At 56.4% G+C, this 19240-nt stretch carries 19 protein-coding genes; 14 read left to right on the top strand and 5 right to left on the bottom strand.

The window, feature by feature from the left end; all coding sequences use genetic code 11:
* Positions 1-75: 75 nt before the first annotated feature.
* From ruvC to LOH54_RS12855, 12 genes are all read left to right on the top strand, one after another.
* Positions 76-564 carry a crossover junction endodeoxyribonuclease RuvC gene (gene ruvC, locus LOH54_RS12905; protein WP_231019525.1) on the top strand — a complete coding sequence of 163 codons (489 nt, stop codon included), beginning with the start codon at positions 76-78 and terminating at the stop codon, positions 562-564.
* Positions 561-686, top strand: coding sequence for a hypothetical protein (locus LOH54_RS12940; protein WP_255707353.1), 126 nt, complete (start codon positions 561-563; stop codon positions 684-686). The genes ruvC and LOH54_RS12940 overlap by 4 nt, the downstream gene beginning before the upstream one ends.
* A 99-nt stretch (positions 687-785) precedes the next feature.
* Complete coding sequence (locus tag LOH54_RS12900) at positions 786-2138, top strand: FAD-dependent thymidylate synthase (protein ID WP_231019524.1); 1353 nt, start codon at positions 786-788, stop codon at positions 2136-2138.
* Positions 2138-2386: a hypothetical protein gene (locus LOH54_RS12895; RefSeq protein WP_231019523.1), complete on the top strand. Its 249-nt coding sequence runs from the start codon at positions 2138-2140 to the stop codon at positions 2384-2386. The genes LOH54_RS12900 and LOH54_RS12895 overlap by 1 nt, the downstream gene beginning before the upstream one ends.
* Positions 2383-3474, top strand: a complete 1092-nt coding sequence (locus LOH54_RS12890; RefSeq protein ID WP_231019522.1) for a deoxyguanosinetriphosphate triphosphohydrolase family protein — start codon at positions 2383-2385, stop codon at positions 3472-3474. The genes LOH54_RS12895 and LOH54_RS12890 overlap by 4 nt, the downstream gene beginning before the upstream one ends.
* Before the next feature lie 83 nt (positions 3475-3557).
* A complete protein-coding gene (typA, locus tag LOH54_RS12885) occupies positions 3558-5366 on the top strand; it encodes a translational GTPase TypA (RefSeq protein ID WP_231019521.1) in 1809 nt (602 codons plus the stop codon).
* A gap of 140 nt (positions 5367-5506) precedes the next feature.
* Complete coding sequence (locus tag LOH54_RS12880) at positions 5507-6526, top strand: ribonucleotide-diphosphate reductase subunit beta (RefSeq protein ID WP_231019520.1); 1020 nt, start codon at positions 5507-5509, stop codon at positions 6524-6526.
* Complete coding sequence (locus tag LOH54_RS12875; RefSeq protein ID WP_231019519.1) at positions 6513-7250, top strand: carbon-nitrogen hydrolase family protein; 738 nt, start codon at positions 6513-6515, stop codon at positions 7248-7250. The genes LOH54_RS12880 and LOH54_RS12875 overlap by 14 nt, the downstream gene beginning before the upstream one ends.
* Complete coding sequence (locus LOH54_RS12870; protein WP_231019518.1) at positions 7250-7888, top strand: protein-L-isoaspartate(D-aspartate) O-methyltransferase; 639 nt, start codon at positions 7250-7252, stop codon at positions 7886-7888. The genes LOH54_RS12875 and LOH54_RS12870 overlap by 1 nt, the downstream gene beginning before the upstream one ends.
* Positions 7885-10176: an AMP-binding protein gene (locus LOH54_RS12865; RefSeq protein WP_231019517.1), complete on the top strand. Its 2292-nt coding sequence runs from the start codon at positions 7885-7887 to the stop codon at positions 10174-10176. The genes LOH54_RS12870 and LOH54_RS12865 overlap by 4 nt, the downstream gene beginning before the upstream one ends.
* Before the next feature lie 2 nt (positions 10177-10178).
* Positions 10179-10631 carry a low molecular weight protein-tyrosine-phosphatase gene (locus LOH54_RS12860; protein ID WP_231019516.1) on the top strand — a complete coding sequence of 151 codons (453 nt, stop codon included), beginning with the start codon at positions 10179-10181 and terminating at the stop codon, positions 10629-10631.
* A gap of 223 nt (positions 10632-10854) precedes the next feature.
* Positions 10855-11013 carry a hypothetical protein gene (locus LOH54_RS12855; protein WP_231019515.1) on the top strand — a complete coding sequence of 53 codons (159 nt, stop codon included), beginning with the start codon at positions 10855-10857 and terminating at the stop codon, positions 11011-11013.
* Here LOH54_RS12855 and LOH54_RS12850 read toward each other — a convergent pair whose 3' ends face one another.
* From LOH54_RS12850 to purB, 3 genes are all read right to left on the bottom strand, one after another.
* Complete coding sequence (locus tag LOH54_RS12850) at positions 11014-11388, bottom strand: hypothetical protein (RefSeq protein WP_231019514.1); 375 nt, start codon at positions 11386-11388, stop codon at positions 11014-11016.
* Positions 11385-13751 (bottom strand): ribonucleoside-diphosphate reductase subunit alpha, encoded by a 2367-nt coding sequence (locus LOH54_RS12845; RefSeq protein WP_231019512.1) that lies wholly within the window; start codon positions 13749-13751, stop codon positions 11385-11387. The genes LOH54_RS12850 and LOH54_RS12845 overlap by 4 nt, the downstream gene beginning before the upstream one ends.
* Positions 13752-13899: 148 nt before the next feature.
* A complete protein-coding gene (purB, locus tag LOH54_RS12840; RefSeq protein ID WP_231019510.1) occupies positions 13900-15231 on the bottom strand; it encodes an adenylosuccinate lyase in 1332 nt (443 codons plus the stop codon).
* Between the two features lie 126 nt (positions 15232-15357).
* Between purB and LOH54_RS12835 the strand changes: the two genes are divergently transcribed.
* On the top strand, positions 15358-16266 hold the full coding sequence (locus tag LOH54_RS12835) for an RluA family pseudouridine synthase (RefSeq protein ID WP_231019509.1): 909 nt from the start codon (positions 15358-15360) through the stop codon (positions 16264-16266).
* A gap of 22 nt (positions 16267-16288) precedes the next feature.
* Here LOH54_RS12835 and olsF read toward each other — a convergent pair whose 3' ends face one another.
* Together olsF and LOH54_RS12825 are read right to left on the bottom strand one after the other, a co-directional pair.
* Positions 16289-18010, bottom strand: coding sequence for a bifunctional ornithine lipid synthase OlsF (olsF, locus tag LOH54_RS12830; protein WP_231019508.1), 1722 nt, complete (start codon positions 18008-18010; stop codon positions 16289-16291).
* 291 nt (positions 18011-18301) lie between these two features.
* Positions 18302-18490, bottom strand: a complete 189-nt coding sequence (locus LOH54_RS12825; RefSeq protein ID WP_231019507.1) for a hypothetical protein — start codon at positions 18488-18490, stop codon at positions 18302-18304.
* Between the two features lie 357 nt (positions 18491-18847).
* Between LOH54_RS12825 and LOH54_RS12820 the strand changes: the two genes are divergently transcribed.
* The gene (locus tag LOH54_RS12820; protein ID WP_231019506.1) at positions 18848-19228 is read left to right on the top strand and encodes a hypothetical protein; all 381 of its coding nucleotides are present in this window, start codon (positions 18848-18850) and stop codon (positions 19226-19228) included.
* The last annotated feature ends 12 nt before the right edge of the window (positions 19229-19240 follow it).

Here is a 19240-nt window from a genome sequence, read left to right as displayed (position 1 = left end):
TTTCAAGCGGCGTAAACACGGGGCTTTTTAAAAAACATTCACAGGTGAATAACTTTTTTCACAGGGGGAAAATACGTGGTAATTCTTGGAATCGACCCGGGGACGCGCAACTGCGGATACGCATTGCTCGAACTCGACGGCGCAAAGATGCGGCTGATCGAGGCGGGCCTGATCAAAATGAAACCCGAAGCGCTGCAGCTGCAGATCCCCCAGATGGTGGAGGCGCTTGAGCAGCTTTTCAGGGCGCACCAGATCGACGAAGTGGCGATGGAAGATATCTTTTATGCGCACAATCCGAAAACGGTGATAAAATTGGCACAGTTCCGCGGCGCGATTACGTTAAAATTGTTACAGGAGTTCGGACAGTTTGACGAATATACTCCTCTGCAGGTGAAAAAAGCGCTGACGGGCAAAGCCAAAGCGGCCAAGGAGCAGGTCGCTTTCATGGTGAAACGGCTGCTGGGCATCACCCGGGAGATCAAACCGCTCGACATCACGGATGCCATCGCGGTGGCCATTACCCATGCCCAGCGGGTCAGACTCGCGAAAAAGGAGACAAGATGATGGAGTGGATCAAGGATTACGCCGTTTTGTACGAGGATCCCATGACCTGGTTGATCGTCGCGCCGGTGATTTTCGGCATTATCTACGTTGCCGTCAGTTTTTTCGGGGAACGCGGCAGATAAGCGGCCGAGCTGAAAGGGAAGCGGCATTTTTTCGCCGCCGCCGTTGCTTTCAAGTACCGATGGTACAATACCCCAATTTGTCATTTGCGGAGCGTCAGGATGCAGGTTGAATTCCTCGAAGTCGATACCCCCTCGAACGTAGCGGTTTCCGCCGCGCGGACCTGTTATTTCCCCAACGGCATCGTCACCCCCGACGCCAGCGCCTCCTGGAGCAGAAAAGATGACCTGCTCCAGGGGATCTTCAAAGGCGGGCACCACACGACGCTGATGCATACGCATGTCACGATGCTCATCTCGGGTATGAGCCGTCACCTGATCTGGCGGCTGCTGCACGCGCACCCCTATTACAACTCCGAACAGGTCTCCCAGCGCTACGCGAAAATGAAGATCGAGAACTTCGTCTATCCCGCGGCGGGAGAACGCAGCGATTGGGAAACGTACTACCAGCACTGTTTTGACGATTACGAGCAGCTCATCGAAGTGCTGCTCCCCGACGTCGAGGCGGTCGTGCCGAAGTTCCGAAGGAAAGACAGCCGCAAAAAGGCGCAGGAGATGGCCCGGTACGTTCTGCCCGGCGGAATGAGCGCCTATCTTTACCACACCGTCAACATCATCACCCTTCTGCGCTACATCGCCGTGGCCAAAGCGATGCCTGAGTGCCGCGCTGAGGCGGAGGAGTTCGCCGCGATCATCGCGGAGGCGCTCGTGAAGGTGGATGCGTCGCTGGCGCCGCTGGTGGAACATGCCAAGGAGGCCGCCCCGGTCTTCCCGGCCTTCGATATGGCGGCGCACAAAGCCAAAATCGGCGTGGGGGATGAAGCCGTCAAGGTGTACGACGTCGTCGGCGACGCGGCCTTCGACGTCAACGAAAACTACGCGGACGTCCTGCGTTTCTCGCAGATGCTGCCCGACAGCGGCGTGCTCGGCGGGTTCTCCACCTATACCCGCCTCTCGCTCTCGGCCGATGCGCAGAACCAGCGCCATCGCCGTTCTCCGGCCGTGCGCCCTGCCCTGGAATCGATCTACGCCCGGAACGCCTATACCCCGCCGATCATTTCGAAAAACCCAGAAGCGCTCGCCATCTACGAGCGGGCGATCGCGCGGAGCTACGACTTTTTCGAAGCCCAGCGCGAGCTGCTCGGGTTCGGCGAGGCGGCCTACGCGCTCAGCAACGCCCACGAGATCGAACTGGTGGAGCGGGACGAATTCACCTCCTTCCACCACAAGGCGCAGATGCGGCTCTGCTACAACGCGCAGGAGGAGATCTTCGATATCGTCTACGGCCAGGTGAAACAGCTGCGCGCCATGGGCGTGCCGGGAGCCGAGGAGCTGCTGCCGCCCTGCGCGACGCGCTTCGCGATGAAAATACGGCCGACCTGCCCGGAGGGGGACCACTTCTGCGGGATCAAGGTCTGGAAACTTGAATTTGAAGATTACAAGAGGGAGATATGATGCGTATTGCCATTGCCGCGCTGGCGCTGCTGATCGGCCTGGCGGGCTGTTCGACCAAGAATATCCGTGTCGGCGGAATGATGTGTCCGGAGGGGTACTCGCAGGAGCAGATCCATCAGGATATGCAGGAGTGCCGTTTCTACGGTCCGGCCGAGGATGAAGCGGCAGCCAAGGCGGCTTTCCCGAGAGACGTCGAGCCTGAATGCATCAAGTGCCTCGAAGAGAAGGGTTACAAGATTACCGAATGAGACCCGACGCGCGATTCCACGGTATTCAGGACGATTTCCGCGCCCCCTATGCCCGTGACCGCGACCGCATTATCCATTCGGGCAGCTTCCGCAAGCTGGAGTACAAGACCCAGGTTTTCCTGAACCAGGAGGGGGATTTTTTCCGTACCCGCCTCACCCATTCGCTCGAAGTGAGCCAGATTGCCCGTTCGATCGCGGCGGAGCTCGGCCTGCGTGAACCGCTCGCCGAAGCGATCGCCCTCGCCCACGACCTGGGCCACACTCCCTTCGGCCATGTCGGCGGCGACACCCTCGACGAGTGCCTCAAGAAAGACGGCCACGCGAACGGGTTCGAGCACAATTTCCAGAGCTTCCGGGTGGTGACGGCGCTGGAGAAGCGCTACAGGACCTTCGACGGCCTCAACCTCACCTTTGCGACCCTGGAGGGTATTCTCAAGCACTCCTACCCCTACAAGAAAGCTTTTCTTCCCGAATGGATCGACACGGCGTTCGATCTCACGATGCACCCCTCCGTCGAGGCAATGATCGTCGACCGGGCCGATGAGATCGCCTATATGAGCCATGACATCGACGACGGGGTCCACTCGGGGCTGATCTCCTTTGACACCCTCCGGGGCAATCCCCTGATCGCCGAAATCCTGCAGAAGGTCTATGACGAGGGGATCGACGAGCGTGACGACGAGATGTTCCGCTACCGCTTCAGCTCCCACTTCATCAATCATCTCGTCTATTCGATGCTCGCTTATTCGCAGCCACGGGTCGCGGCGGCGGCCCCGGAGCACCTCCCCTCTTCCGAACCGCTGCCGATCGGGTTTGAACCGGCGCTGGAGACGGAGATCAAGAAGCTCAAAAAGCTGCTCTACCGCGATCTCTACCAGCACAAAAAAATCCTGCGCCACATGTTTGCGGGCAAACAGGCGATCCGGGGGCTCTATGCGGCATTGACGGCGGAGCCGAAGATGATGCCCGAGTATTTTTTCGCGCAGACCGACTCCCGGGCCCACCACAGGGTCGTTGCCGACTATATTGCCTCGATGAGCGACCGTTTCGCGATGAAGCTCTACAACGAACTCTACGGCCGTATCTAAACGGCCACACCCCTTTCTAACTCCTTTTTCGGTATAATCGCGAAAAATTTTAATGGGCGCAGTCGCCTCATGAAGGAACCCCCTTGCAAAAAATCAGAAACATTGCCGTCATCGCGCACGTCGACCACGGTAAAACGACGCTGGTCGATGGACTTTTGGGCCAGTCGGGCACTTTTACGTCCCACGAGCATGTCGATGAACGTGCGATGGACTCCAATGCCCTCGAAAAAGAGCGCGGGATCACCATCCTCTCCAAAAACACGGCGATCCGCTACAAAGATCACAAGATCAATATCATCGACACCCCGGGCCACGCCGACTTCGGCGGCGAGGTTGAGCGTGTCCTGAAAATGGTCGACGGCGTTCTGCTGCTCGTCGACGCCTACGAAGGTGTCATGCCGCAGACGAAATTCGTCGTCAAGAAGATGATCGCCCTGGGCAAGAAGCCCATCGTTGTCATCAACAAGATCGATAAGCCGGCAGCAGAACCTGACCGCGTCGTCGACGAAGTATTCGACCTCTTCGTCGCGATGGACGCCAGCGAAGAGCAGCTGGAGTTCCCGATCGTTTATGCCGCAGCGCGCGACGGCATCGCGAAGATGGACATGGGCGACGAGGACGGCAACTTCGAGTGTCTCTTCGAAGCGATCGTCAACGAGATCCCCGAGCCGGAAGGCGACGCGGGCAACCCGGCGCAGGCGCAGGTCTTTACCCTGGACTACGATAACTACGTTGGTAAGATCGGCATCGCGCGTATCTTCAACGGCACCATCAAGAAGGGCGACAGCGTCATGCTGGCCAAAGCCGACGGCGAGATGGTCAAAGGACGTCTGAGCAAACTGATCGGTTTCCACGGCCTCAACCGTATGGAGATCGATCAGGCGGAAGCGGGCGATATTATCGCCTTTGCCGGTTTCGAGACCGTCGATGTCGGTGACTCCGTCGTCGACCCGGCGAACCCGATGCCGCTGGACCCGATGCACATCGAAGAGCCGACCCTCTCCGTCGTCTTCTCCGTCAACGACTCGCCGCTGGCGGGTACCGAGGGTAAACACGTCACTTCCAACAAGATCAAAGACCGCCTCGAGGCGGAGATGCAGACGAACGTCGCCATGCGCCTTGAGACGATCGGCGAAGGGAAGTTCAAGGTTTCCGGCCGCGGCGAACTGCAGATCACCGTCCTGGCGGAGAACATGCGCCGCGAAGGGTACGAGTTCGGTATCGGCCGTCCGGAAGTCATCGTCAAAGAGATCGAAGGGGTCAAGTGCGAGCCGTTCGAGCACCTCGTCATCGATACGCCGGACGACTTCTCCGGTACGATCATCGAGCGCCTCGGTAAACGCAAGGCGGAGATGAAGTCGATGGTGCCGATGGGTGAGGGCTATACGCGTATCGAGTTCGAGATCCCTGCACGCGGCCTGATCGGTTTCCGCGGTATGTTCCTCACCGATACGAAAGGGGAGGGGGTTATGAACCACTCTTTCCTCGAATTCCGCCCGTACTCCGGTACGGTCGAAAGCCGCCAGTACGGTGCGCTGATCTCCATGGAGGGCGGTGCAGCGATGGCCTATTCGCTCTTTAACCTCCAGGACCGCGGCGTCCTGTTCATCGAACCGCAGGACAAGGTATACGAAGGGATGATTATCGGCGAGCACGCCCGTTCCAACGACCTTACCGTCAACCCGATCAAGGGCAAGGCGCAGTCAAACGTCCGTTCATCCGGTGCGGATGAGGCGATCAAGCTCGTTCCGCCGCGCGATATGAACCTCGAAAAAGCGCTGGAGTGGATCGAAGACGACGAGCTGCTCGAAGTCACGCCGGAGAATGTCCGTATCCGCAAGCGCTACCTGACGGAAAACGAGCGCAAGCGCAACGACCGCAGCAAAAAATAACCGTTTTTCCATACTTTCGCCCGGGAGTCACGCTTCCGGGCACCCCTCGATTTTTTCCGCGCAATCTCCACTGTTTTAAAGCATTTCAAACCTCACTTTCGCCATAATCATTCACTTAACAATGACGAGGAATCAGCAGCATGCAGCGCAAACAGATCTATAATCCGGATTCACACGAACACGTCAATGACCGCCGTATTTTCGGGGGTAATCCTACGGGTATTTTCGAGCTCAACAATATCAAATACCAGTGGGCGTACAACCTTTGGGAGATGATGCTCAACAATACATGGTTTCCCAAAGAGGTCGATATGACGCGTGACGCCATCGATTACAAGAATCTGACCGATGCGGAGAAGACGGCCTACGACAAGGCGCTGTCGCAGCTGATCTTCATGGACTCCCTGCAGACGAACAACCTGATCGACAACGTCAACCCCTACGTGACCGCTCCGGAAGTCAACCTGATCCTCGTGCGCCAGTCCTTCGAAGAGGCGCTGCATTCGCAGAGCTACGCGGTTATGGTCGACTCCATCTCGAAAAACAGCGCGGAGATCTACGAACTGTGGCGCCGCGATATGATGCTCAAGTCGAAAAACGATGCGATCGCCGCCATTTACCAGCGTCTGGCACTGGACCCGACGGAACGCAACTTCGTTCTCGCCTGTTTCGCGAACCAGATTCTCGAGGGGATCTATTTCTACAGCGGCTTTACCTACATCTACACCCTGGCGCGTTCGGGCAAGATGCTGGGGTCGGCGCAGATGATCCGCTTTATCCAGCGCGACGAAGTGACGCACCTGGTGCTCTTCCAGAACCTTATCAACACGCTCAAGCGCGAACGTCCGGACCTCTTTACCGAAGACCTCAAAGCGGAAGTCTACGAGATGTTCAAAAAAGCCGTCGAACTGGAGACGGCATGGGGCAAATACATCACCCAGGGGCAGATTCTCGGTCTCACCGACGGCATTGTCGAGCAGTATATCCAGTACCTCGCCGATGAGCGTCTCAGCAAGGTCGGGTTCGAGAAGCTTTACAACGTTTCGCACCCCATCAAGTGGGTGGATGACTTCTCGAAGTTCAACGACCAGAAAACGAACTTCTTCGAGGGCAACGTCACGAACTACTCCAAAGGCAGCCTCAGCTTTGACGACTTCTAAGACGCGTCCGCTCTGCTCCCTCACTTTCGGGACGCAGGGACGCACCTACGATGAAAACCTTGCCGTTCTACTCTCCCTGATCGCCGAAACGCCCGAAAACGCCATTGTCCTGGCACCGGAGGTCTGTCTGACCAATTTCGACTACGACAGCTTTGACGCGGCGGCGGACTTCGCGGTGATCGCCGGGCCGGAGCTGGAAAAGGCGAGCCGGGGTCGTACGCTCCTTCTGACGATGATCGTTCGGAAAGAGGAGGGGGTCTTCAACGTCGCCCGGGTCTATCACGATGGCGCGCTGCTGCGCGAGCAGGCGAAGGCGAAACTCTTCAGCATCGGGGAGGAGGAGCAGTGGTTCACGGCCGGCGGCACCGAAGCGATCGTTCCCTTCGAGGTGGAGGGTATCCGCATCGGCATCCTGGTCTGCTTCGAGCTGCGTTTTACGGCATTGTGGGAGCAGCTGCGCGGTGCGGAGATCATCTGCGTGCCGGCGCAGTGGGGACGGCTCCGCGCCGCGCACTACGACATCCTCGGACAGGCGCTGGCCGTCGCCAACGAGTGCTACGTGCTGCAAAGCGACACCGCCAACCGCGATACGACGGGCCAGAGCGGCATCATCACCCCCTTCGGTGAATGTGTGCGAAACGGCACAGACGCCCTGCTGGTGCAGCCGTTTGAGCCTGGCGAAGTGAAAAAGATGCGCCGCTATCTTGATACGGGAATACGATAATGAATGCCATTGCAGTGATGCGAAACAAAAAACTGGCCGAGGCGATCCGTGAGCGCCTCGAGATCAGTGACACCGTTTTTGACGCCATCGCGTCGACGAATCGCGAAGTCTATGTGCCCAACGGCTTCAAACAGCACGCTTTCAAGCTCGATGCCCTGCCCATCGGAGCGGCGCAGTGGATCAGTTCCCCGCTGACGGTGGCGAAGATGACCGAGTACCTGCAGTGCAACGGTGCCGACAGGGTCCTGGAAATAGGCTGCGGCAGCGGGTACCAGGCGGCGGTCCTGTCACAGCTTTTCCGCGGGGTCTTTACGATCGAACGGATCGAGCCCCTGATGCGCGAGGCGAAAAAGCGTTTCCGGGAGGAGGGGATCACGAACATCCACACCCGCACAGACGACGGTCAGCTGGGCTGGAGCACCTACGCCCCCTTTGACCGCATTCTCTTTTCCGCTTCCGCGGAGCATATCCCCCAGGCGATCATCGATCAGCTGGCTCCCCGCGGCGTGCTGGTCGCTCCGATGACGCGCGATGGGGGTCAGGTCATCGTGCGCTATGTTAAAATAGGCGATCAGCTTATTGAAGAGGAGCTTGAAGTGTGTTCGTTTGTACCGGTGCTTGACGGGGTTCAGAAATGAAGATCGGCAAAGTATGGAATGAGAAATTTTCACGGGAGGGGTATCTGTACGGCACCCAGCCCAATGCCTACCTCAAAGAGGTGATGGATTCGCTCCCTCAGGGCGCGCGGATCCTTTTCCTCGGCGAGGGGGAGGGCAGAAATGCCTGTTACGCGGCGGAGCGGGGCTTTGAAGCCCACGCCATCGATGCGTCCGAAGTCGGACTGCAAAAGCTGCAGGAGATGGCGAAGAGCAGGGGAGTGAACGTCGAGGTCTCGCACATGGATCTGGCGCACTGGGAGCCGGAGGGGCGCTACGATGCGGTGCTCTGTTCGTACCTTCACCTCGAGGAGCCGCTGCGCACGGCGGTCTTCGTCAAGGCGCTCGCCGCCGTCAAAGAGGACGGCCTGTTCGCCGGCGAGTTCTTCGCGACGTCGCAGATCGAGCGCGACTCCGGCGGTCCGAAGGCGCCTGAGCTGCTGTATGATCTGAAGAGCTTCGAAAAGCTCAAACGCCCCTGGTTCGACTGCGAGGAGCTCGAAGCATGCAGCATCGAGCTGGACGAAGGGAAGGGGCACCAGGGGCTCGCGGACGTCATCCGCGTGCGTTTCCGCCACAACAGCGACCCGCGTTTCAAGATCACGCTGCCGGAGTTGACGCTCAGTGCACTGCTGGAGCGTTCGGTCACGGAATACGCCGAGCGGCCCGTCCTGCGCAACGTCGATGAGAGCGTGGCCCTGAGCTATGCCGAATTCGGGGAAGCGGTCGCCGCGCTGAAGACGCGCCTGGCCGATGCGGGCATCGGTATCGGTGACCGCGTCGCGCTTTGCAGTGAAAACATGCCAAACTGGGGGGTCGTCTATTTCGCCGTCACGACGATGGGGGCTGTCATCGTCCCGATCCTCCCGGATTTCCACGACAACGAAGTGCGCCATATCATCACTCATTCTCAGAGCAAGGCGGTCTTTGCATCGGCCAAGAAGCGCGAGGCGCTCGACGAGGGGATACTCTCCTCGCTGGTGATGCTGGTGCTGACCGAGGATCTCAGCGATGATCCCACCTTTGCCAAACGAAGCCCTACGATCCTTCAGAAGGTTAAGGAGGGGGTAAAGGGCTCTAAACACGCTGACGTGCATTACAGGCCCTCTGAGGACGATCTGGCAGCGATTATCTATACTTCCGGTACGACGGGTAGCAGTAAAGGGGTGATGCTGACGCACCGCGCCCTGACGTTCGAGGCGCTCGTTGCGCAATGCGTGGTTGAATTGGTAGCGGAGGACCGGTTCCTCTCCATCCTGCCGCTGGCGCATACCTATGAGTGTTCCGTCGGCTTTCTGCTCCCCATTGTCAACGGTGCCAGCGTCTACTACCTCTCCAAGGTCCCGACGCCAAAGATCCTCATCGACGCGATGGCCCTGGTCAAACCGACGGTCATCCTCTCCGTACCGCTGGTGATCGAGAAGATCTTCAAGAACCGCATTCTGTCGAACTTTCACAAAAACGCGCTCATGCGGGCCCTCTATGCCGTACCGTTCATCCGGAAGGCGCTGCATAAGATCGCCGGCAAAAAGCTCCTGCAGACCTTCGGCGGCGAGCTGCGCATCTTCGGAATAGGCGGGGCGCCGCTTTCACCGATGGTGGAGCACTTCCTGGATGACGCGGGCTTCCCGTATGCCATCGGTTACGGCCTGACGGAGACGGCGCCGCTGCTGGCGGCCGGCGCGCCTTTTAAGACGAAAGTAGGGGCGATCGGTCCGGCGATCTCCTCGGTCGAGCTGCGCATCGCCGACCCGGACGAAAAGGGAGTCGGGACGGTCTGGGCAAAGGGGCCGAACGTGATGCTCGGCTATTACAAGGACCCGGAGAAGAGCGCAGAGGTGCTGCACGAAGACGGCTGGTTCAATACGGAGGACCTCGGCTATATCGATGCGGAGGGCTATCTTTTCCTCAGCGGACGCTCCAAAAACGTCATACTCGGTCCCAGCGGCGAAAATATCTATCCCGAGCAGCTCGAGGCGAAGATCATGGAGGACGAGCTGGTAGAGGATGCGCTTGTCTACGAGGTCGAAAAGCAGCTGGTGGCACGGATTCATCTCAATTACGAAATGCTCGACGAACATATGGACATCACGAAGCTCTCCGAGACGGAACAGCACATTGAGATCGAAAAACTGCTCGAGCGCATCAAAACGGAGACAAACGAAAGCGTCTCCAAGTTCTCCCGTATCGCACGGGTGATCGAGCAGCGCGAACCCTTCGTTAAAACGCCGACGAAGAAGATCAAACGTTACCTCTATACGAACGGCTAACGGTGCGTTCGGTCCTGTTTGTCTGTCTCGGCAACATCTGCCGCTCCCCGCTGGCCGAGGCGATCCTGCGCTCGCAGGCGGAAGCGAAGGGCATGGCGCTGCGGATCGATTCCGCCGGCACGGGTTCGTGGCATATCGGTGACCCCCCCTGCGACCACTCGGTCCGTGTGGCGGAGGGGCACGGCCTGGACATCGCCGCCTACCGTGCCCGGCAGGTGAGCCCAGCAGACAGGGAGCGTTTTGACGTTATCGTCGGTCTGGATGCGAAGAACGTTGCCGATCTCAAACGCATGGGCATGGCTAACGTCTACAAACTGGGCGATTTCGGTTACGGCGGTGAAGACGTGCCGGATCCCTATTTCTTTCCCGGCTTCGAAGGGTTCGAAAAAGTCTTTACGATGATCGAAACCTGCTGCACGACCCTGATAACCCGTCTTGAAACAGGATTAGAGTGAAACTAAACAGTAACTAATTGTTACACGTTATCTTTTTATTACCTTATCCGTTATACCATTAAGATTCGGCTGAAAAAAATGCTTCCACAATTCGACACTGTTTTGACGTCTCAAATGGTATGAAACTGTTTCCCGCCGGAGATGTGCCGTGTTGTGAACCTGACAGGGACACTCGATAACCCTCATTGACATGTCACGTACTGCAAAGAGAGGAGAGACGAAAATGACGCATGTCTATCTGAACGCCAACGTCATCAAGGATGCACTCAAAGCCCGTGAGATCACCGAGCGCGAGGCCAAGGAAATGACCAGCAGACTTAAAGGCTGTGAAGTCAAACGGAGCCGGGAAGGGCGCCGTCATGAAGAGAAGGTGATCTCCTGATCACCCGCTGAAGGGTGCCTCTTCATATTTCAAAGAGGCGCCGATAACATAAAGGGGAGCGCTCTTGAGCGCTCCCAGACCCGCATAACGGCCCACGGCCAATCCCCACTGACCATCTTCTAACACGACCGTGATACCTTCATCCGTATCGATAAAGTCCAGCTGTTTGTCGTCGACGAGTCTGGCATCGTTCATGCCGCTCATTTCAAAGCTGATATCGATCCAGTCATAACCACGGTGTTTGTCCTGGACGGAGAGGGTGAGGGTGGCTGTGGTGGGGCCGTTCAAGGCGAGGGAGCGCAACATCGCCCCTTCGCCGTTTACGATGCGCTCCAGCAGTTGCGAGGCGGCTGAAGCCGTCGACAGTGGTTTCACTGACAGCCCACGCATTCCATGGAGCGGTCTTCGACGTCGTTCGTCGCTTCCGGCGATTGTGAGCGCAGATAGTAGGTGGACTTGATCCCAAGGCGCCATGCGAGCATGTAGATTTCGTTGAGGTACTTTCCGCTCGCTTTGTCGAGGGTGATGAAGATGTTGAGACTCTGCCCCTGGTCGATCCACTTCTGGCGAATGGAGGCTGCTTTGACGAGGATCGTCTGGTCGAGGTCATAGGCCGGCGTGTAGAAGGACCAGGTATCCGGGCTCAGGTTCGGTGCACAGACGGGGATGAGACCAGAGAGGTTCTCTTCGTACCATTTGCGTTTGTAGACCGGCTCGATCGTCTGCGTCGTACCCGTGAGGATGGAGATGGAGGAAGTAGGGGCGATCGCCATCAGGTAACCGTTGCGCATCCCCTGTGTTTTCACCGTTTCGCGCAGGCTCTCCCAGTCGTAGGCGGAGGCGAAGAGACCGCCGCGGTCGACGAGGTTCAGGACTTCGGCGTTGGCGTGGTCCATCGGCAGGATGCCGCGGCTCCATTTGGAACCCTCGAACTCGGGGTAGCTCCCTTTTTCAAGGGAGAGGTTTGACGACGCCTTGATGGCGTTATAGCTCACGGCTTCCATCACTTCGTCGATCTTGTCGAAATGCTCCTGGCTTCCCCAGCTCACTCCCGCCTCGGCAAGCATCTGCGCTTCACCCATAACGCCCAGGCCGATAGAGCGGCTGCGGGCGTTTGTACGTTTGACCTTCTCCAGCGGGTAGAAGTTGAGGTCGATAACGTTATCGAGGGCACGGACGGCGATCGGGACGATGCGGTCGATGTCCTCTTTGGTGTTAACACGTGACAGGTTGACGGAGGCGAGGTTACACACCGCCGTCGCGCCGTCGACCTTCTCTTTTTCGACAATATAGATCTGCTGTCCGCCGATGCTGTCGAGAGCCGTGACCTTCTTGGCCGGTTTCTCGATACCGCTGTCGACCTTGACGAGCTCATCCTCTTCGTAGGTGAGGCACTCACCGTTTTCAAACTTGAGTTTGATCAGGTAGTGGTTCGGCTGGGTGTTCTGGAAGATCTCCGTACAGAGGTTGGAGCTGCGGATGATGCCGTAGTGATCGTTCGGGTTAGCCTTGTTAGCGTTGTCCTTGAAACAGAGGAAAGGGCTGCCGGTTTCGAAATAGCTCGTGAGGATCCGTTTCCAGAGGTCCTTGGCTTTGTGGCGCTCTTTGAGGACGCTCTCGTCCTGCTCGAGTTCAAGATAACGTTTTTCAAACGCCTCGCCGTGGAGTTCGGAGAGCTCTTTGCATTCGAGCGGGTCGAACGTCGTCCAGATGCCGTCCTCCTGGACGCGCTTCATAAAGAGGTTGTTGATCCAGAGCGCCGGGAAGAGGTCGTGCGCGCGGCGGCGCTCTTCGCCGGAGTTTTTCTTCAGGTCGAGGAAGTCGATGATATCCATGTGCCACGGTTCCAGGTAGACGGCAATGGCCCCTTTGCGGGTCCCGAGCTGGTCGACGGCGATGGCGATGTCGTTGGTGATCTTCAGAAACGGTACGGTACCGCCGGCGGCATTCTTGTGGCCGTCGATATACGAACCCATGGAGCGGACCTGTGTCCAGTCCCAGCCGATCCCGCCGCCGAACTTGGAGAGCAGGGCCATCTCTTTATAGCTGTCGAAGATCCCCTCGATGTTATCCGGTGTCGAACCGATATAACAGGAGCTGAGCTGGTGGCGTGTCGTCCGTGCGTTGGAGAGGGTAGGGGTCGCCATCATGACCTCGAACTTGGAGATCATGTCGTAGAACTTCTTCGCCCACTCCTGCGGATTCTCCTCGTTCTGTGCAAGGAACATGGAGACGGCCATGAACATGTGCTGCGGCAGCTCGATCGGGTCGCCGTTGCGGTCCTTGATCAGGTAGCGGTCGTAGAGGGTACGGATACCGAGGTAGGTGAACTGCAGGTCACGCTCGGGATCGATGTAGGCATCGAGGTCGTCGAGGTCGTACTTGCTGCGAAGCCCCAGCAGGATACGCCCCTCTTTTTCCCCTTTTTCAAAATACTTTTCCAGTTTGCAGTAACCGGTAAAACCGTTGACGCGGTGGTAAAGGTCAAACAGAAACAGGCGGGCGGCGACAAACGTCCAGTTCGGTGCATCGATATCGATCTTGTCGACAGCGGTTTTGATCAGGGTCTCCTGAATCTCCCGTGACGTGGTGCCGTCGCGGAACTGGATCTGTGCGTCGACTTCGAGTTCGCTCTGGCTAACATTGGTCAGCCCGTTGACCGCTGCGGAAGTGTACTTCTGGATTTTCGTGATATCAAGCGGTTCTCTGCGTCCGTTTCGTTTGAGGATCGTGATCATTATTTGCCTTTACAGAAAGTTCATGTTTTGTATGCAAATGATAGAAAAGAGGGGAAGGCTCTTCCTACACTGTTTTATATGGATTCCTTATCGACCCTCTTGCAATAAAGAGCCAGGAAGATAAGGAAATTATATTCGAATTAGATTGTTATTTGCTAAAGACCCGTGCAAAAATTTTATCCACGTTTTTCGTATAGTAATCGTAGTTAAAACATTCGCGGATCTGCTCTTCGCTCAGACTTTTTCTCAGCTCTTCGTCACCGAGCAGGTACTGCAGATAGAGGCTCTCGCCTTTCTCGTTCAGTGCCGGTTTGCCCTGCTGCAGACCTTCCCATACTTTCATTGCGTTGCGCTGGACGATGCGGTAGGCATCTTCGCGGCTCACACCCTGTTTGGGGAGTTCGAGCAGGACGCGCTGGGAGAAGACGAGGCCGCCCGTGAGGTTCAGGTTTCTCATCATGTTCTCCGGGTAGACGACCATGTTAGCGATGACGTTATTCATACGGTGCAGCATGAAGTCGGAGGTGATGAAAGCGTCCGGCAGCCAGAAGCGCTCGGTCGAGCTGTGGGAGATGTCGCGCTCATGCCAGAGCGAGACGTTCTCCATTGCCGGGATGGAGTAGGCGCGGATCATGCGTGCCAGACCGGTGATGTTTTCGGTCAGAATAGGGTTGCGCTTGTGCGGCATGGCGGATGAACCTTTCTGCCCCTTGGCGAAGAACTCTTCGACTTCGTACACTTCCGTGCGCTGCCAGTGGCGGACCTGAACGGCAAACTTCTCGATGCTGCTCGCCATCAGGGCGAGGGAGGTCGCCAGGCGGGCGTAACGGTCGCGCTGGATCACCTGGTTGGAAGCGGGCGCCGGCTGGAGGCCGAGCTCTTCACAGGTGTACTCTTCGAGCTCCAGCGGGGCATGGGCGAAGTTACCCATGGCACCGGAGACCTGGCCGACGGAGATGACCTCCATCGTCTCTTCGAGGTTTTTGAGGTGGCGGTGCATTTCGTCGTACCAGACGGCCAGGACGAGACCGAAGGTGATCGGTTCGCCGTGGATACCGTGGGAGCGTCCGACCATCAGGGTCATCTTGTGCTCTTCCGCGCGTTTCTTGATGGACTCCATGAGCATTTTGACATCTTCGATGATCAGGGCAAGGGAGTCTTTCATCTGCAGGGCTACGGCCGTGTCGATCGTATCGGAGGAGGTCATGCCGTAGTGGAACCAGCGGCTCTCGTCGCCGAGTGTCTCCGAAACGGAGGTGGTAAAGGCGATCAGGTCGTGGCGGGTCACCTTCTCGATCTCATCGATACGTTCGACGTTGAAGCCGGCGTTCTCTACAATTTTTTTCGCATCATCGTCGGGGATGAGCCCCAGTCTGTTCCAGGCTTTGACAACCGCTTTTTCGACATCGAGCCAGGCCTGATATTTTGCCTGCATCGTCCATTTGGATGCCATTTCTTCTCTGGCATAGCGTTCTACCATTCTCGCTCCTCGTTGCAGCGGTTTTTTTTAGCCGGATTCGACGGAAAAGACACATCGTTCCTATGCTAAAATGCCGCTTTTATATAAAGTAGATAATAGCCAAGCGTCACTAATAAAGGGTTTAATTTGCCGTTCGTCCTTAAAGATTTCGTTGCCCCAAAACGCATGAAGGCTTTCCTCTTTTTAATACGCGAACTCGGCTTCACCCAGCGCGATGCACAGCGCTATATTTCGAAGGGCCGTATCTTTATCAACGGTGAGTTGATGCGCGACCCCGGCGGCGACGTTGAGGGTTTGTTTCAGTGTGTTATGTTTGAGCCGGTCTCCCGCGGCCTCGACCCTGTTTTTCAAACGAAATGGTTTGCGCTGTTTGACAAACCGAGCGGTGTGCTTGTGCATCCGCAGAACCGTCACACCCCCTACAGTATGGTGGATGAAATACGCCACCGCTTCGGACCGCATGCAAACATTACACACCGCATTGATCAGGAGACGAGCGGACTGTTATTGTCCGCGAAGGACAAAGAGAGCGAACGCACTCTCAAACTGATGTTTGAAAACCGTGAGATGGACAAACGCTATCTGGCTATTGTCCATGGCAAGATGGATGCAGATGTGACGATTGAGGCACCATTGATCAGACAGCCGGATGACTCCGCCCTGGTCAGGATGATCGTCAAGGTCCATGTGGAGGGCAAGCCGTCGCGGACGGACATCAAGGTCCTGCGCTATTTTCCCGAGCACGATATGACCCTTGTCGAAGCGAAACCGCTGACGGGCAGGCAGCACCAGATACGGGTACATTTGTTTCACGTGAAACATCCGATCGTCGGCGACCCCATTTATGGGCAGGATGAAGAGGATGTCGTCCGCTTTCTGGATAAGGGGATAAGCGACGAGGAGCGTATAGCGAAGAGCGGTGCGAAACGGTTGTTGCTGCACGCCAACAGATTGGCGTTTACCTTCGAAGGCGTCCGATACGATCTGGTTTCCAGGACGGACTTTATCAGTGAGGCTTTTGAGGCGATGAAGTGAGTGAATGTTTCACGTGAAACATTCACTCCGTATCAATGTAGCGCTTGCGTTTGCTCTCTTTGATCTTTGTGACGTCGACCAGGATATAGCTGTCGATACAGTTGTTGAACTCGGCATCGATCCCGAAATCCATAAAGGTGATCCCTCCCTCATCGCATAGCTCCGCATACTGTTTATAGAGCGTCGGTACGGTGACGTTGAAGGCCCTCAGATACTCTTTGAGACGGCGGAAGTCTTCGGCATAGTCGTCGCCGCAGAAGCGCGCCTTTTCATCCTCCAGGGCAAGGGCAGAGAGCCGGTACGGGGTACGTGCGGTCACCAGGGCGTCCCGGCTACCGAAGTAGTGCCCGTAGAAGTGGACCAGCGCCTCTTTGGCGGCAGAGGGGTAGCTTCCGCTGATGCTGACGGGACCGATCATGTACCTGATATGGGGATGGTGCTTCAGGTAGGCGCCGATGCCCTGCCAAAGATAATCGAGCGCGCGGCTTCCCCAGTATTTGGGCTGGATGAAACTGCGTCCGAGCTCAATGGCATTCTCAAGGTAGGGTTCGAACGCCTCGCCGAGGCTGCAGAGTTCATTGAGATAGAGGGCGTCTTTGCTGCCCCAGGAGAGCACCCATTCGCAGTCGGCAATGCGGTAGGCACCGACGACCTCCAGCGCGTCGTCGTCCCAGAGCACGAGGTGGCGGTAGTACTCGTCGTAGCGGTCGAGGTCGCGCTTGCGGCCGCTCCCTTCGCCGACTTTGCGGAAACTGTATTCGCGCAGGCGGCCGACTTCATTGAGCAGGGTCGGCGCCTCTTCGAAGTCGGCGAGATAGATCTGCTTGTTGTCCGAGGTCGAACCGATATGCTGCGCCCGCTTGAGCTCCTCTTTGATCAGGTGACGCGGTTCGGGGTGGGCGATGCACTGTTGGGTCGGGTAGAGCGGTTTGCGCCCCTTGGAGACTCTGTAAAGGTGCTTGCGCATCATCTTTGCGTGGCGCTTGTAACTCAGCGGCATATCGTTGATGGTATCGATGCCGATCATTTCGCCTACGGTGAACTCGACGACGCTGTTGCGGGCGGAGAACATCTCTTTGGCGAGCAGCATTGTGGCAAGCGGTCGGTAGAGCCAGGAGGCACCGTAGAAAAGCATGGAATTGCGCGCTTTGATATGAATCGGCAGGATGGGACTCTGCGTCCGTTTGGCAAACTTCATGAAACCGCTTTTCCATTTGCTGTCGACGATCCCGTTGAGGTAGGCGCGGGAGACTTCACCCGCGGGGAAAAAGATGACGGCCTCTTCGTTGCGCAGCGCCTCGTCGACCTTCTTCATGCTCTCTTTTGTCAGGCGGCCGTTAAAAGTGTCGACGGCGATCAGCAGGTCGCTGATCTGGTCAAAGGCGGCCAGCACCTTGTTGGCGATGATCTTCACCTTCTTGTCGTGGCGGATGCTGCTGACCATTTTGATCAATGTGAAGGCATCCATGGCACCCATGGGGTGGTTGGCGACGATGATCACTTTTCCGATGGCCGGAATGTTCTGGATCTGGTGGTGGTCCGTTTTATAGGAAATATTCAGATGCTCCAGCGCCGCGTCGATGAATGCGAGGTTTTTCACTTTGCGGTGGTCGGTGATAAAATGGTTGATTTTCTCTTCTTGAAGCAGCAGTCTCAAAAAGGAGAGGGCCGGTTTCCTGACTGCTGTCGGGTAGTGGAAGAAACGCGGGTACTCTTGATGCAGTGTGCCTTCGATATTCAGCATGGGATGCTCCATAGCGGCAGATACGCTGCACTGATGCGCCGCAGCGAAGTTGCCGGATTTTTATGGAAAGCAGTATAGGTTGCCGAAATTACACGGCCATTACATTTTCGCTACAGTGCTGTTACATGTAAAAGAGGATCGAAGAATAAGTATAAGAAAATCAAATATTAAAATGTGATGTTGTTTCAAGTTATTCACGGCTTTGAACAATATGTGAATTAAGCAGCAAAAAGTGTCGTTTTTAGAAGGTGTATGGAGAGAAAAAAAGGGGATGTGCAAGGGAGACGAGCATTAGCTGCTCAGTCTTTTCCCTTCCCAGTACTCGTTGAGTTCGCGGCGGACCCGGGCAAGGATCTCTTCGCGAGACTCATTATTGTCGAAGGCGAGCATTTTCGCCAGCTCAGAGGCTGAACGGCGTTCCGTATAGGTGCGCTCGATATAGTTGATCGCATTCGGATTAAAACGGTTGGCAGCTTCCATCGCTACTCTTTTGTTGAATGCAATAGTATCTGGGTAAGCATTGTTGATAAGAACGAGATATCCAATTGCTTTCATAGTACTACTTTCCGGCGGGAATTCTACAATACAGCCACAGACGGTAAAACATGTTGGGGGGAACCGTCGTCATACAGTCTGTCAAGAAACATGAAAATCGATGAATTTCATGATTTCTTATACTGCTGCATGTATTGTAAGTGCAATAGTAACAAAAAGGGAGGAAAAAATCTAGGGTTTTTTAAATTTTTTTTCGCTAGGCACTTTGTCATATGCACCCCCTCTTTTTCTGAGATAGGCTATAATTGCTTAGCAAAAAAAAACAGAATGAGGGTGTTTAATATGCATAAAATCGTCAGTATAGGCCTTGTGACGGTTGTCGGGTCGGTTTTGACACTTTCGGCACGGGGGGACACGGTTCACTGCAGCGTGCTCGATGACGGCGTCGAAAAGATTCAGTGTACATTCGTAACACCCCGTAAAGATTGGGAACGCGAGGTTGTTTTCTATTGGCATTCGGACATGTTTCCGCAGGATGACAGAGAGCACACCATGGCGCTGCCGACCCGAAACGGTTCGGTCTATGACTACCGCTACCTTCGCGGACGGGCGCAGGGAGTGTGGACGGTGACGGTGACGCTGACGGAAGAGGACGGGAGCGAGCGCGAAGTCTCACGCCGTTTTTCACTGGAGGATGGGACGGTCGACGAACTGGCCCATTAAGCAAGCCGCGTT

Source organism: Sulfurimonas sp. HSL-3221, from assembly GCF_021044585.1.
GTDB classification, from domain to species: Bacteria; Campylobacterota; Campylobacteria; order Campylobacterales; family Sulfurimonadaceae; genus Thiomicrolovo; species Thiomicrolovo sulfuroxydans.
The sequence above is the reverse complement of the archived record's forward strand: the minus strand, read 5'-3'. Positions and strand labels throughout refer to the sequence as shown.

Coding starts and splice junctions, on each gene's coding strand:
- LOH54_RS12870 (WP_231019518.1), top strand. CDS start 7,250: ATGAATGCCATTGCAGTGATGCGAAACAAAAAACTGGCCGAGGCGATC.
- LOH54_RS12845 (WP_231019512.1), bottom strand. CDS start 13,751: ATGATCACGATCCTCAAACGAAACGGACGCAGAGAACCGCTTGATATC.
- LOH54_RS12895 (WP_231019523.1), top strand. CDS start 2,138: ATGCGTATTGCCATTGCCGCGCTGGCGCTGCTGATCGGCCTGGCGGGC.
- LOH54_RS12940 (WP_255707353.1), top strand. CDS start 561: ATGATGGAGTGGATCAAGGATTACGCCGTTTTGTACGAGGATCCCATG.
- LOH54_RS12865 (WP_231019517.1), top strand. CDS start 7,885: ATGAAGATCGGCAAAGTATGGAATGAGAAATTTTCACGGGAGGGGTAT.
- LOH54_RS12855 (WP_231019515.1), top strand. CDS start 10,855: ATGACGCATGTCTATCTGAACGCCAACGTCATCAAGGATGCACTCAAA.
- purB (WP_231019510.1), bottom strand. CDS start 15,231: ATGGTAGAACGCTATGCCAGAGAAGAAATGGCATCCAAATGGACGATG.
- LOH54_RS12820 (WP_231019506.1), top strand. CDS start 18,848: ATGCATAAAATCGTCAGTATAGGCCTTGTGACGGTTGTCGGGTCGGTT.
- LOH54_RS12880 (WP_231019520.1), top strand. CDS start 5,507: ATGCAGCGCAAACAGATCTATAATCCGGATTCACACGAACACGTCAAT.
- LOH54_RS12890 (WP_231019522.1), top strand. CDS start 2,383: ATGAGACCCGACGCGCGATTCCACGGTATTCAGGACGATTTCCGCGCC.
- LOH54_RS12900 (WP_231019524.1), top strand. CDS start 786: ATGCAGGTTGAATTCCTCGAAGTCGATACCCCCTCGAACGTAGCGGTT.
- olsF (WP_231019508.1), bottom strand. CDS start 18,010: ATGCTGAATATCGAAGGCACACTGCATCAAGAGTACCCGCGTTTCTTC.
- LOH54_RS12825 (WP_231019507.1), bottom strand. CDS start 18,490: ATGGAAGCTGCCAACCGTTTTAATCCGAATGCGATCAACTATATCGAG.